The 13,063-nt window shown below is 58.9% G+C and carries 13 protein-coding genes; 10 read left to right on the top strand and 3 right to left on the bottom strand.

Features of this window, described 5'->3' with window-relative positions:
- The first annotated feature begins 437 nt into the window (after positions 1-437).
- From lepA to acpS, 7 genes are all read left to right on the top strand, one after another.
- Positions 438-2,237, top strand: coding sequence for a translation elongation factor 4 (lepA, locus tag ACMGGW_RS17455; RefSeq protein ID WP_049209569.1), 1,800 nt, complete (start codon positions 438-440; stop codon positions 2,235-2,237).
- Between the two features lie 32 nt (positions 2,238-2,269).
- A complete protein-coding gene (gene lepB / locus ACMGGW_RS17450; RefSeq protein ID WP_015378805.1) occupies positions 2,270-3,247 on the top strand; it encodes a signal peptidase I in 978 nt (325 codons plus the stop codon).
- 235 nt (positions 3,248-3,482) lie between these two features.
- Positions 3,483-4,163, top strand: coding sequence for a ribonuclease III (gene rnc, locus ACMGGW_RS17445; RefSeq protein WP_004929158.1), 681 nt, complete (start codon positions 3,483-3,485; stop codon positions 4,161-4,163).
- The gene (gene era, locus ACMGGW_RS17440) at positions 4,160-5,068 is read left to right on the top strand and encodes a GTPase Era (RefSeq protein WP_025303944.1); all 909 of its coding nucleotides are present in this window, start codon (positions 4,160-4,162) and stop codon (positions 5,066-5,068) included. The genes rnc and era overlap by 4 nt, the downstream gene beginning before the upstream one ends.
- 6 nt (positions 5,069-5,074) lie before the next feature.
- Complete coding sequence (gene recO / locus ACMGGW_RS17435) at positions 5,075-5,806, top strand: DNA repair protein RecO (protein ID WP_004929165.1); 732 nt, start codon at positions 5,075-5,077, stop codon at positions 5,804-5,806.
- A gap of 71 nt (positions 5,807-5,877) precedes the next feature.
- Positions 5,878-6,609, top strand: a complete 732-nt coding sequence (gene pdxJ, locus ACMGGW_RS17430) for a pyridoxine 5'-phosphate synthase (protein WP_025303943.1) — start codon at positions 5,878-5,880, stop codon at positions 6,607-6,609.
- A complete protein-coding gene (acpS, locus tag ACMGGW_RS17425; RefSeq protein ID WP_004929169.1) occupies positions 6,609-6,989 on the top strand; it encodes a holo-ACP synthase in 381 nt (126 codons plus the stop codon). The genes pdxJ and acpS overlap by 1 nt, the downstream gene beginning before the upstream one ends.
- Before the next feature lie 44 nt (positions 6,990-7,033).
- Here acpS and ACMGGW_RS17420 read toward each other — a convergent pair whose 3' ends face one another.
- The 3 genes from ACMGGW_RS17420 to ACMGGW_RS17410 all read right to left on the bottom strand — a co-directional run bounded on the left by ACMGGW_RS17420 (position 7,034) and on the right by ACMGGW_RS17410 (position 9,934).
- Entirely contained in the window at positions 7,034-7,294 is a 261-nt protein-coding gene (locus ACMGGW_RS17420; RefSeq protein WP_025303942.1) for a YfhL family 4Fe-4S dicluster ferredoxin, read from the bottom strand.
- A 91-nt stretch (positions 7,295-7,385) separates the two neighbouring features.
- Positions 7,386-8,942, bottom strand: a complete 1,557-nt coding sequence (locus tag ACMGGW_RS17415; RefSeq protein ID WP_197832418.1) for a phosphoethanolamine transferase — start codon at positions 8,940-8,942, stop codon at positions 7,386-7,388.
- Between the two features lie 143 nt (positions 8,943-9,085).
- Entirely contained in the window at positions 9,086-9,934 is an 849-nt protein-coding gene (locus ACMGGW_RS17410; protein ID WP_016929788.1) for a MurR/RpiR family transcriptional regulator, read from the bottom strand.
- A gap of 167 nt (positions 9,935-10,101) precedes the next feature.
- On the opposite strand from ACMGGW_RS17410, the gene murQ reads away from it, so the two are divergent.
- The 3 genes from murQ to yfhb are packed head-to-tail and all read left to right on the top strand — an operon-like array spanning position 10,102 to position 13,041.
- Positions 10,102-10,995, top strand: coding sequence for an N-acetylmuramic acid 6-phosphate etherase (gene murQ, locus ACMGGW_RS17405; protein ID WP_197832419.1), 894 nt, complete (start codon positions 10,102-10,104; stop codon positions 10,993-10,995).
- An 18-nt stretch (positions 10,996-11,013) separates the two neighbouring features.
- Positions 11,014-12,381 (top strand): PTS transporter subunit EIIC, encoded by a 1,368-nt coding sequence (locus ACMGGW_RS17400; protein ID WP_025303939.1) that lies wholly within the window; start codon positions 11,014-11,016, stop codon positions 12,379-12,381.
- Between the two features lie 3 nt (positions 12,382-12,384).
- The gene (gene yfhb / locus ACMGGW_RS17395; RefSeq protein ID WP_025303938.1) at positions 12,385-13,041 is read left to right on the top strand and encodes a phosphatidylglycerophosphatase C; all 657 of its coding nucleotides are present in this window, start codon (positions 12,385-12,387) and stop codon (positions 13,039-13,041) included.
- Positions 13,042-13,063 lie beyond the last annotated feature (22 nt).

The following is a 13,063-nucleotide window of genomic DNA, read 5'->3' as shown; positions in this document are numbered from 1 at the left end:
CGCGGAGTTCATGTCCTTTCTATCCGAGGCGAGGTGGTGGCGTATATGGGGTTTTTCCTAAAGGATGTGGGGCAAAATCGAATTCTAAGAGGTTGATCCAAATATTCTTTTTCGATAATTTCAGAAGGGGTTTATTGCGCTGCGGCCGGTTATGTATTAGCACCGGAGTTTGATGGCCACGGAGCACCGGCAAGCCTCGGGTTCAGGCTGTATCGTCCGCGTTAACATCTGTTTTCACCCGCCGGGGCGACCTGTAACATTTAGCGGCGCATAATAGAATGCCTTCACTGCACCGATCGCTAGGTTTTCAGTGGTGTGGCATGTAGAATGCAGCGATTCAGGTGCAAGACGGCCTCACCCATTCACTGTCGCTTTAGGTCCATGCGGGTTTCTATAGGCGAGTAATTCAGAAATACCAAGGCAGAAAAACTTTTATAATGAAGCATATACGAAATTTCTCCATTATTGCCCATATTGACCACGGTAAGTCGACGCTGTCTGACCGCATTATCCAAATCTGCGGTGGCTTGTCCGACCGTGAAATGGCTGCGCAGGTGCTCGATTCCATGGATCTGGAGCGCGAGCGCGGCATCACCATCAAGGCGCAGAGCGTAACGCTGGATTATAAAGCGCTGGATGGGCAGACCTATCAGCTTAACTTTATCGACACCCCTGGCCACGTTGACTTCTCCTATGAAGTCTCCCGCTCGCTGGCGGCCTGCGAAGGCGCGCTGCTGGTGGTGGACGCCGGTCAGGGCGTAGAAGCCCAGACGCTGGCCAACTGCTACACCGCGATTGAAATGGATCTGGAAGTGGTGCCGGTGTTGAACAAAATCGACCTGCCGGCCGCCGATCCGGATCGCGCCGCGCAGGAAATTGAAGACATCGTCGGCATCGACGCTACCGATGCGGTGCGCTGCTCGGCCAAAACCGGCGTCGGTGTGCCTGAGGTACTGGAGCGTCTGGTGCGCGACATTCCTGCGCCGCAGGGCGATCCGGATGCGCCGCTGCAGGCGTTGATCATCGACTCCTGGTTCGATAACTACCTAGGCGTCGTGTCTCTGGTGCGCGTCAAGAACGGCACGCTGCGCAAGGGCGACAAGATCAAGGTCATGAGCACCGGCCAGGTGTATAACGCCGATCGTTTGGGCATCTTCACGCCGAAGCAGGTCGATCGCGATGTGCTGAACTGCGGCGAAGTGGGCTGGTTGGTCTGTGCGATCAAAGATATCCTCGGCGCGCCGGTGGGCGATACCCTGACGCAGGCGCGTCAGCCGGCGGAAAAAGCGCTGCCGGGCTTCAAGAAAGTGAAGCCGCAGGTGTACGCCGGTCTGTTCCCAATCAGCTCCGACGACTATGAATCTTTCCGTGATGCGCTGGGCAAGCTGAGCCTTAACGACGCGTCCCTGTTCTACGAGCCGGAAAGCTCCACCGCGTTGGGCTTCGGCTTCCGCTGCGGCTTCCTCGGTCTGCTGCACATGGAGATCATTCAGGAACGTCTGGAGCGTGAATACGATCTGGATCTGATCACCACCGCGCCGACGGTAGTCTACGAAGTGGAAACCACCGGCAAAGAAGTGATCTACGTCGACAGCCCGTCCAAGCTGCCGCCGCTGAACAACATCCAGGAACTGCGCGAGCCGATCGCCGAATGTCACATGCTGATGCCGCAGGAATACCTGGGCAACGTCATCACCCTGTGCGTTGAGAAACGCGGCGTGCAGACCAACATGGTTTACCACGGCAACCAAGTGGCGTTGACCTATGAAATCCCGATGGCGGAAGTGGTGCTCGACTTCTTCGACCGCCTGAAGTCCACGTCGCGCGGTTATGCGTCGCTGGATTACAACTTCAAGCGTTTCCAGGCCTCCGACATGGTGCGCGTGGACGTGCTGATCAACAACGAGCGCGTGGATGCGCTGGCGCTGATCACCCACCGCGACAACTCGCAGTACCGCGGCCGTGAACTGGTGGAGAAGATGAAAGAGTTGATCCCGCGTCAGCAGTTCGACATTGCGATTCAGGCGGCGATCGGCACGCACATCATCGCGCGCTCCACCGTGAAGCAGCTGCGTAAAAACGTGCTGGCGAAATGCTACGGCGGTGACGTCAGCCGTAAGAAAAAGCTGCTGCAGAAACAGAAAGACGGTAAGAAGCGCATGAAGCAGGTCGGCAACGTCGAGCTGCCGCAGGAAGCGTTCCTGGCCATTCTGCACGTCGGTAAAGACGGCAAGTAACCGCGACGAGTTCGCGAAACGAGGGAGTTTGCATGGCGAATATGTTTGCCCTGATCCTGGCGTTGGCCACCCTGGTCACTGGGATCATCTGGTGCTTCGAGCGCTTTAAATGGGCGCCGGCCCGCCGCGCGAAGATTGCGGCGGTCAACGAGCAGACCGCGGGCGCAGTAGACGATAAAACGCTGGCGAAAGTGGCGAAGCAGCCAGGCTGGGTAGAGACCGGGGCATCGGTCTTCCCGGTGTTGCTGCTGGTCTTTGTGGTGCGCTCGTTTATTTACGAACCGTTCCAGATCCCGTCCGGATCAATGATGCCGACGCTGTTGATTGGCGATTTCATTCTGGTGGAGAAATATGCCTACGGCATTAAAGATCCGATTACCCAGACTACGCTCATTGAAACCGGCCATCCGAAGCGTGGCGATATTGCGGTATTTAAATATCCGCTGGATCCGAAACTGGATTATATCAAGCGCGTGATTGGCCTGCCGGGCGACCGTATTACTTACGATCCGGTGAATAAGCGCGTCACGGTGCAGCCGTCCTGCAACAGCGGGCAGTCCTGCGATACCGCGCTGGCCGTGACCTACGCCGATGCGCAGCCGAGCGACTTCGTACAGCTGTTCAGCCGCAGCGGCATGGGCGAGGCCAGCAACGGCTTCTATCAGATCCCGCTGAACGATAACGTGCCGTCGGGCGGTATTCGCATGCGTGAGCGCCAGGAAAGCCTCGGCAACGTCACGCATCGCATCCTGACCGTGCCGGACGCGCAGGATCGGGTGGGCGCTTACTACCAACAGCCGGGTAAACCGCTGGCGGAGTGGGTGGTGCCGGCCGGGCATTACTTCATGATGGGCGACAACCGCGATAACAGCGCGGACAGCCGTTACTGGGGCTTTGTGCCGGAGAAGAATCTGGTGGGTAAAGCCACGGCCATCTGGATGAGCTTTGAAAAACAGGAAGGTGAGTGGCCTACCGGCGTGCGTTTCAGCCGGATCGGCGGTATTCATTAATCGCTGACTGATTCCCTGTTAATTTCACGCCGCAGCCTACTGCGGCGTGAAGGATTAAGGGGATATAAACACAGCATTATGTTTCCACTCGTTGTAGAATACTTTCTCGAGCGATAAAAAGTTGGCCCCTGCTGGGAGCCACTGCAAACGAAACAGCTTTGGATCGGCTTTCGGCGAAGCAGGCCTGTTCCGTATGCTGCAAGTTTTTGACGCATTCTTGATCTATTGGTAACTCATGAACCCCATCGTAATAAACAGGCTGCAGCGGAAGCTGGGCTACACTTTTCAACAGCAGGAGCTTTTACTGCAGGCTTTGACTCACCGCAGCGCCAGCAGTAAACACAATGAACGTCTTGAGTTTCTGGGTGACTCGATTCTGAGCTTTGTCATCGCCAATGCGCTCTATCATCGCTTTCCTCGCGTAGACGAGGGCGACATGAGCCGCATGCGCGCCACGCTGGTGCGCGGCAATACGCTGGCGGAGATGGCACGCGAGTTTGACCTGGGCGAATGTCTGCGGCTTGGGCCGGGCGAATTGAAAAGTGGTGGGTTCCGCCGCGAGTCAATCCTGGCGGATACGGTGGAGGCATTGATCGGCGGCGTGTTCCTGGACAGCGACATCCAGACCGTCGAGCGCCTGATTTTGGACTGGTATCGCAGCCGGTTGGACGAAATCAGCCCCGGTGATAAGCAGAAAGACCCGAAAACCCGTTTGCAGGAATTTTTGCAGGGGCGTCATCTGCCGTTGCCTTCTTATTTGGTGGTGCAGGTTCGCGGTGAAGCGCACGACCAAGAGTTTACCATCCACTGCCAGGTGAGTGGTTTGAGCGAGCCCGTGGTGGGCACCGGCTCAAGCCGCCGTAAAGCCGAGCAGGCGGCAGCGGAACAAGCGCTGAAAAAGCTGGAGCTTGAATGAGTGAAGTAAAACAACACTGCGGTTTTATCGCCATCGTCGGCCGCCCGAACGTGGGCAAATCGACGTTGCTGAACCAACTGCTGGGGCAGAAGGTTTCCATTACGTCGCGTAAGCCGCAGACGACCCGTCACCGCATCATGGGCATCGACACCGATGGCGCCTATCAGGCGATCTACGTCGATACCCCTGGGCTGCACATCGAAGAAAAACGCGCCATCAACCGTTTGATGAACCGCGCGGCCAGCAGCTCGATCGGCGACGTCGAACTGGTGATTTTCGTGGTCGAAGGCACCAACTGGACCGCCGACGACGAAATGGTGGTCAACAAGCTGCGCAGCCTGCGCTGCCCGGTATTGCTGGCGATCAACAAGGTCGATAACGTCACTGACAAATCCAAGCTGTTGCCGCACATCGCCTTCCTCAGCCAGCAGATGAATTTCCTCGACGTGGTGCCTATCTCCGCCGAGAAAGGGATGAACGTCGACACCATCGCCGGCATCGTGCGCAAGCTGCTGCCGGAAGCGGAACACCACTTCCCGGAAGACTACATCACCGATCGCTCCCAGCGCTTTATGGCGTCCGAGATCATCCGTGAGAAGCTGATGCGTTTCCTGGGCGAAGAGCTGCCCTATTCGGTGACGGTAGAAATTGAACAGTTCGTGGCCAACGATCGCGGCGGTTACGATGTGCACGGCCTGATCCTGGTCGAGCGCGAAGGCCAGAAGAAAATGGTCATCGGCAATAAAGGCGCCAAGATCAAAACCATCGGCATCGAAGCGCGCCAGGACATGGAAAAGATGTTCGACGCCAAAGTGCATCTGGAGCTGTGGGTGAAAGTGAAATCCGGTTGGGCGGACGACGAACGTGCGCTGCGCAGCCTGGGCTATGTTGACGATCTGAAGTAACGACCCGTGGACGGCTGGGAGCGCGCTTTCGTCCTGCATGGGCGGCCGTACAGTGAAACCAGTCTGATGCTGGATCTGTTTACCGAAGGTCATGGGCGGGTGCGCTTGCTGGCGAAAGGCGCGCGCAGCCGCCGCTCCAATCTGAAGGGTTGCCTGCAGCCCTTTACCCCCCTGTTAGTGCGCTGGGGCGGGCGTGGCGAAGTGAAAACGCTGCGCAACGCCGAAGCGGTCTCCCTTGGTTTACCCCTCAGCGGCATGATGCTCTACAGCGGCCTGTATGTGAACGAGCTGCTGGCGCGCGTGCTGGAGCAGGAAACCAACTACTCGGTGCTGTTCTTCGACTACCTGCAATGCCTGCAGGCGCTGGCGGCGGAAGACAGTTCGCCGGAACAGGCGCTGCGTCAGTTCGAGCTGGCCTTGTTGCACCACCTGGGTTACGGCCTAGATTTCCTGCACTGCGCCGGCAGCGGCCTGCCGGTGGATGATGCCATGACCTACCGCTACCGCGAAGAGAAGGGCTTTATCGCCAGCCTGGTGGTGGATCACTACAGCTTCACCGGGCGCGAACTGCGCGCGCTGGCGGAGCGTCAGTTTCCCGATGCCGAGACGCTGCGCGCCGCCAAGCGTTTCACCCGCATGGCGCTGAAACCCTACCTCGGCGGCAAGCCGTTGAAGAGCCGCGAACTGTTCCGCCAGTTTGTGCGCAAACAGCCGAATACGCCGGTCGACGACGCCTGACCTTTTCCCCTTTTGCCGCCCTGCGCCCGCGTGTAAACTGCTGACACTGAAAATCGTATTTAGAGGTTGTCATGGCTGATTTGCTGCTGGGCGTCAATATCGATCACATCGCCACGTTACGTAACGCGCGCGGAACCCAATACCCGGATCCGGTTCAGGCGGCATTCATTGCCGAACAGGCGGGGGCCGACGGCATTACCGTGCATCTGCGCGAAGACCGCCGCCACATCACCGACCGCGACGTGCGCTTGCTGCGCCAGACCATCCAGACGCGCATGAATCTGGAGATGGCGGTGACCGACGAGATGCTGGATATCGCCATTGAGCTGAAGCCGCATTTCTGCTGCCTGGTGCCGGAAAAACGCGAAGAAGTGACCACCGAAGGCGGCCTGGACGTCGCCGGTCAGCTGGACAAAATGAGCGTGGCGGTTGAGCGCCTGGCGCAGGCGGGCATTTTGGTCTCGCTGTTCATCGATCCCGATCATCGCCAAATCGACGCGGCGGTGGCGGTGGGCGCCCCGTATATCGAAATCCACACCGGTGCCTACGCCGAAGCGCAGGGCGAGCTGGCGGTACAGGCCGAGCTGCGCCGCATCGCGGTCGCCGCCGCCTACGCGGCCGAGAAGGGGCTGAAGGTCAACGCCGGCCACGGCCTGACCTATCACAACGTGCAGCCGATCGCCGCGCTGCCGGAAATGCATGAGCTGAACATCGGCCATGCGATTATCGGCCAGGCGGTGATGAGCGGGCTGCCGGCCGCGGTTGCCGACATGAAAGTGCTGATGCGGGAAGCGCGCCGGTAATGGCGGTGCTCGGGCTGGGTACCGACATCGTCGAGATGGCGCGTATCGAAGCGGTGGTGGAGCGCAGCGGCGATCGTCTGGCGCGCCGGGTGCTGAGCGACGCCGAGTGGGCGCTGTATCAGCAGCACCAGCAGCCGATTCGCTTTCTGGCCAAACGTTTCGCCGTGAAAGAGGCCGCCGCCAAGGCGTTCGGCACCGGCATTCGCAACGGCCTGGCGTTCAATCAGTTCGAAGTGTTCAACGATGCGCTGGGCAAGCCGAATATTCGTTTGCACGGCCGCGCCGCCGAGCTGGCGGGGGAGATGGGGGTCACCGCGATCCACGTTTCGCTGGCCGACGAACGGCGTTATGCCTGCGCGACGGTGATCGTCGAAAGCTGAAAAGAGAAAGGGCGCCTATGGCGCCCTTGTCAGTCCTGCGGCGATTAAATGCGATCGGCGTGGTGCAACACCACGAACTTGTCCCACAGCTGTTCGTTGCTCTCGCGGTGCTGCGGATCGGTAATGATGGTGTTGTCGATCGGGCAAACCTGCTGGCAGGTCGGCGTATCGTAATGGCCGACGCACTCGGTGCAGCGGTCGGTATCTATCTGATAAATTTCATCGCCCATCGAAATTGCCTGGTTCGGGCATTCCGGCTCGCACATATCGCAGTTGATGCATTTCTTGGTAATCAGCAGTGCCATTGTCAGTTATCTTTCCATCGGTGTGCTCGGGCTGGCGCGCAATCTATCATAGAATCGCCGCGCAACGGGCACTTTTTCGTCATCTTACCGCTTAGGGTAACTCAGGCGGATCGTCAGCCAACTGATCGAAATCAACCATTCTCTGCCCGTCAAACACCCAGCGTTTATCTGCATCTGCATCTGCATCTACGATACGTATCGTAGGCATCACTTCGGGATGGGCAATCCGTATTCCCGCCTCTTGGGCAAACAACCCGATAAAATCGAACGCGCTTAAGGGATCATCAATGATCTGGTGCTGTTGGTCGCGATCGCTCAGCACCAGCAACGGCACCTGGTAATTCTGCCGGGTATCGCCGCTGTGGCGTAAAGAACGCCCACCGCCGATATCCTTGTGGGAAAGGCCGTGATCGGAGAAATAGAACAGTTTAAACGGTGCGCCGCTCTGTTTCAGGCTGTGATAAACCTGCTCGATAAAACGGTCGGTCTTGCGGTAGGTAGAGAGATAGCAGGCCAGCTCCTTATTCGGCGACTCGACGCTCGGCGGTTCGCCGTTAAGCCGCTCGCAAAAGTCGGCGTGCGAGCCCATCAGATGCAGCACATACAGATTGCCTTGTCCCTGGCGACGCAATAATGGGTCAAATATCGGCAGCAGCGCATCGTCATCGGTATTGCGCGATTGGAAGTCGCCTTTCTTCAGGAAATAATGGCTATCGCTGAACATGGCGATTTTTGATACCGGCGTATCGAATTGTCCGAACATGCCCTGATTGGACAGCCAGTGGGTTTTGAGACCGGCGGCTTTTGCCAGGGTGATGATATTATCTCCGATGGCAATGTTGTGGCCGTTGCTCAAAGCCAGCGTGCGAGGAAGCGATTCGAACGTATTTGGCGCAGTGGAAATATAATTGCTGTAAAATCGTCCATTGGCATTATCCAGAAACGGCGTAGTGGACACCGGATAACCAAATAAGGACATATGATCTTTGCGCATACTTTCGCCGACGATAATGACATAGTTTTCATTCGTCGGTGCGCCTGCGGTTATTGACCAAGTATCCGGTGTTGTAGCACCGGCACTTAATTCATCAACCTGCTGTTGGTATTGATGGTAAGCCGAGTAGAGGGATAAAAAGAAGTCAGGCAATTTAAGATTCGCCACACCGCCATTGAAGGCTCTGGCGATAATGATAACCATCAGCAGGGCTAGCAAGGGAAGTATAGTTTTTTTTGAAATGGCTTGCCGCCAAATAAATAGGCCGAGAATGGCCAGCATAACCAGAATGGCGGCGGGCAGCAGATAACAACTGGCCGGCAGGGTCTGCAAAAACTCCCTCGCTTCTATGAGGTTGGTTTGCAACAGGGCGGACATCACGGCAGCGGAAGGGGTACCGTAAATGGCCCCGACCGGCGCATACAGCGCGCACAGCAGAATAAACGGAATAATCAGGCCGTATCGGGTAAGCGAATGAATAGATAATAATAGCAAAGTAAGCGCAATAAAAAGAATATCAATACCTTTTCCACCGCTGTATCCCATCGCCTTGATTAGAATCAATGCAGTAATGATATAGAGCAAAAAGGTACGCAGAATCGGATGCGTCACGGAATGCCGCAACTTATCTAAAATAACAGTGTGTGTATTCATAATGGTATCGTTAAATAATGCTGTCCATGCACGCTCAATTATTGATCAATAATTGAGCAGGTCACCGCCCGCACATTATTTTTCGAATGCAGAGAAGGGAAATAATTGAACTGGCGGCGTTTTATCGGCCGCCATTATACGCGTCAAACCAACTTTTTCATTAACTGTTCGCTGTGCTTGATGCGATCGCGGGCATGATCGAGATCGTGCTGGATCAATGCCATAAACAGCAGGTCGGTGAGGGCGAACTGGGCGGTGCTGGAGGAGATGGCCGCGCTGCGGGTATGGGGCTCTTCGGCGATGGTATAGAGGCAGTGGTCCGCGCGCTGCTGCAGACCATTGGGCGAGAAGCTGGTCAGCGCCAGCACTCTGGCGCCGGCCTGGCGCGCCTCTTCCGCCGCCAGATTGATTTCACGCCGTTCGCCGCTGAAGGAGATGGCCAGCAGCAGATCGCGTTTGTCCAGCGCCTGCACCGCCGCCAGCTGGACGTGCATGTCCGCTTCGGCCACCGCCATCACGCCGATTTTCAGCAGCTTGAAGGAAAAATCCTTGGCCACCAGCCCGGAGGCGCCGATGCCGATCAGCATCACCCGGCGCGCCTGGCGCAGCATGTCCAGCGCCTGATGCAGCCGCTCTTCGCTGTTGATGTCCAGCGTCGCGCGCAGCGCCGCCTGCTTTTCCGCCAGCAGCTTTTCACCGACGGTTTTCAGCGTGTCGCTGCTGAGGATGTGGTTGTGGACGGTCACTACCGGTTCTGCCTGCGGCTGGGCCAGCGTCTCGCTCAGCGCCAGCTTCAGCGCCGGGAAACCTTTATAGCCCAGTTTTTGGGCGAACTTGACCACGCTCGACTGGCTGATGCCGGCCAGCTGGGCCAGCTTTTGCGAGCTGAGATGGCGCGCCTGCTCGGCGTTATTCAGCAGAAAGTCCGCCAGCTTGCGGTCGTTTTGCGCCAGTGTCGGATACATCTGGCGAATGCGCAGAAGGGTACTCATTGTTCTTTCCCTGGAAACCAGCGGCCATTTTGCCATGCAGAGAGCGAAAACGCGCGGTGAAAATTTTTGTGAGCTCACCGTTAAAATAGCAAATAGCGCTCGCTTTGTTGAATAAAATATTCAAATATTGATTTAATTTTGTGAATTAAAAATTCAAAGGTGAACAGATGAACTTAGGCGCACTGGTATCGGAAACCCGCAACCCGGCCACCATGGGGCTGGATGAGATGTCGACGTTGGACATGGTCCGCTGCTTTAACCAGGAAGACCGCAAGGTGCCGGAGGCGATTGAAAAGGTGCTGCCGGCGATTGCGCAGGCGGTCGATTTGGCTGCGGCGGCGCTGAAGGCCGGCGGCCGGCTGATTTATTTGGGCGCCGGCACCAGCGGCCGCCTGGGCGTATTGGATGCCTCCGAGTGCCCGCCGACCTTCGGCGTGCCGCACGGCGTGGTGGTGGGGCTGATCGCCGGCGGGCCGGGCGCGCTGCTCAAAGCGGTGGAGGGGGCGGAAGACGACGAGGCCCTGGGCGAAGCCGATCTCCGGGCGCTGAACCTCACCGCCGTCGATATGGTGGTGGGGTTGGCGGCCTCGGGGCGCACGCCCTACGTGATCGGCGCCCTGCGCTATGCGCGCGGGCTGGGCTGCCCGACGGCGGCCATCTCCTGCAACCCGGATTCGCCGATTGCGCACGAAGCGCAGGTGGCGATTTCGCCGGTGGTGGGGCCAGAGGCGCTGACCGGTTCGACTCGCCTGAAATCCGGCACCGCGCAGAAACTGGTGCTCAACATGCTGTCGACCGGCGCGATGGTCAAACTGGGCAAGGTCTACCAGAACCTGATGGTGGACGTGAAGGCCACCAACGTCAAACTGGTGGATCGCGCTTGCCGCATCGTGGTGGAGGCCACCGGCGCAGAACTCGCTCAGGCGGAGGCGGCGCTGGCGCAGACCGGCTTCGAAGTCAAACCGGCGATCCTGATGATCTTGGCCGGCGTCAGCGCCGAAGAGGCGCAGCAGCGGCTGCAGCGGCACGACGGCTACCTGCGCGCGGCGTTGGTGCGTTAATTGACGGTGGGGGTGGCGATGGACAAGACAACGGCATTGGCGACACAGATCTTGGCGGGCGTGGGGGGCGAGGGCAATATCCTCAAACTGGAGAACTGCATGACGCGGGTGCGCGTTGAGGTCAGCGACGAGCAGCGTCTGGATCTGGCCGCCCTCAAGCAGTTGCCCGGCGTGAAGGGCTATATCAAACAGGGCGAGCAGCATCAGTTTATCGTCGGCCCGGGCGCCGCCGCCAAGGTGGTGGACGCCATGCGCGGGCTGTTGAGCGGCAATGCACAGCCCGCTGCCGCCGTCGGTGACGCCGCCCGCACCAAGGCGCAGGCTAAGCAAAAATACGCTGCGCCGATGAGCGGCGCGCTGAAAAAGCTGGCCGACGTTTTTATTCCGCTGATCCCGGCGTTTATCGCCTCGGGGCTGATCACCGGCATCATCAACCTGCTGAAACGGCCCGACATCGCCGGTCAGTTGGCCGTGGACTACCCGAACGTGCTGGGGCTGCTGGCGATATTCGGCAGCGCGGTATTCGCCATCATGAACATTCTGGTTGGGGTGAACGCCGCGCGGGTGTTCGGCGGCTCACAGGCGATGGGCGGCGTGATGGCCGGGATCCTCTCCAGCCCGGCGCTGGCGCAGATCACGTTGTTCGGCGAGGCGCTGCAGCCGGGGCGCGGCGGGGTGATCGCCGTGCTGCTGGTGGTGGCGTTGATGTGCTGGGTGGAGAAACGCCTGCGTACGCTGTTGCCGGAGTCGGTCGAACTGATCCTTAACCCACTGCTGACCACGCTGGTCACCGCCTCGTTGGCGATCCTGATCCTGCAGCCGGTCGGGGGGGTTATTTCCGATGCCATCGCCCACGGCGCCAATCTGGCGATCGACAAGGGCGGGTTGCTGGTGGGGGCGCTGCTCTCGGGGCTGTTCCTGCCGCTGGTGCTCTCCGGCCTGCATCAGGGGCTGGTGCCGATCCACGTCGAGCTGGTGCAGGCGCACGGTTCCAACCCGCTGCTGCCGATCCTGGCGATGGCCGGCGTCGGTCAGGTGGGGGCGGCGCTGGCGGTGCTGTTGAAAACCCGCAATGCGCGGCTGAAGAAGGTGATCAAAGGGGCGTTGCCGGTCGGCATTCTCGGCATCGGCGAGCCGCTGATCTTCGGGGTGACGCTGCCGCTGGGGCGGCCGTTTATCGGCGCCTGCCTCGGCGGTGCGGTCGGCGGCGCGCTGATCAGCTACTGGAAGGTGGCGACGGTCATCACCTTCGGCATTTCGGGGCTGCCTTTGGCGTTGACCATCGTCTCAGGTAAGGTGATGTTGTATCTGGCGGGGATGCTGATTACGATTATCGCCGGTTTTCTCTTCACCTGGATGATGGGGTTCAACGATCCCGAGGAGTAGCGTTTGAGCGACAAGCAGCAACCATCGGCCGCAGAAGGGCGCCGCGTGGTCTTTTTCGATCTGGACGGCACTTTGCATCAGGAGGATATGTTCGGCAGTTTCTTGCGCTTCCTGCTGCGCCGTTTACCGCTGAATCTGCTGCTGGTGATACCGCTGTTGCCATTGATTGGCCTGGCGCTGTTGCTGCTGGGGCGCGCCGCGCGCTGGCCGATGAGCCTGTTGCTGTGGGCGATCACCTTCGGGCGCTCCGAAGCGACGCTGAAGGCGTTGGAGCGGCAGTTTATCGAGGCTTTCCGCCAGAAGGTGACCGCGTTTCCGGTGGTGCAAATGCGCTTGCGGCAGTATTTGGATGAGCACGATGCCGAGGTGTGGCTGATTACCGGCTCGCCGGAGCAACTGGTGGCGCAGGTCTATCGGGATTCGGCGTTTCTGCCGCGGGTGCGATTGGTCGGCAGCCGCATCGCGCGCCGCTATGGCGGCTGGGTGCTGACCTTGCGCTGTCTGGGCGTACAAAAAGTGGTGCAGCTGGAGCAACGGCTCGGTGCGCCGCTGAAGCTGTACAGCGGTTACAGCGACAGCAAGCAGGATAACCCGCTGCTGTTTTTTTGCGAACACCGCTGGCGGGTAAGCAAGCAGGGCGAGCTGCAGCAGCTGGAATAAACAAAGGGCGGAGAATTCCGCC

The sequence above is a fragment of the Serratia sp. BNK-4 genome (assembly GCF_048685115.1).
Lineage (GTDB): Bacteria > Pseudomonadota > Gammaproteobacteria > Enterobacterales > Enterobacteriaceae > Serratia > Serratia bockelmannii.
Note: the sequence above shows the minus strand (reverse complement) of the source record. Positions and strands in the feature narration are given on the sequence as shown.

Bases quoted from the DNA above. Each gene is read 5' to 3' on its own strand.
- ACMGGW_RS17400 (WP_025303939.1), top strand. From the start codon at position 11,014: ATGGACAAGACAACGGCATTGGCGACACAGATCTTGGCGGGCGTGGGG.
- pdxJ (WP_025303943.1), top strand. From the start codon at position 5,878: ATGGCTGATTTGCTGCTGGGCGTCAATATCGATCACATCGCCACGTTA.
- ACMGGW_RS17410 (WP_016929788.1), bottom strand. From the start codon at position 9,934: ATGAGTACCCTTCTGCGCATTCGCCAGATGTATCCGACACTGGCGCAA.
- lepA (WP_049209569.1), top strand. From the start codon at position 438: ATGAAGCATATACGAAATTTCTCCATTATTGCCCATATTGACCACGGT.
- ACMGGW_RS17420 (WP_025303942.1), bottom strand. From the start codon at position 7,294: ATGGCACTGCTGATTACCAAGAAATGCATCAACTGCGATATGTGCGAG.
- rnc (WP_004929158.1), top strand. From the start codon at position 3,483: ATGAACCCCATCGTAATAAACAGGCTGCAGCGGAAGCTGGGCTACACT.
- murQ (WP_197832419.1), top strand. From the start codon at position 10,102: ATGAACTTAGGCGCACTGGTATCGGAAACCCGCAACCCGGCCACCATG.
- era (WP_025303944.1), top strand. From the start codon at position 4,160: ATGAGTGAAGTAAAACAACACTGCGGTTTTATCGCCATCGTCGGCCGC.
- ACMGGW_RS17415 (WP_197832418.1), bottom strand. From the start codon at position 8,942: ATGAATACACACACTGTTATTTTAGATAAGTTGCGGCATTCCGTGACG.
- lepB (WP_015378805.1), top strand. From the start codon at position 2,270: ATGGCGAATATGTTTGCCCTGATCCTGGCGTTGGCCACCCTGGTCACT.
- acpS (WP_004929169.1), top strand. From the start codon at position 6,609: ATGGCGGTGCTCGGGCTGGGTACCGACATCGTCGAGATGGCGCGTATC.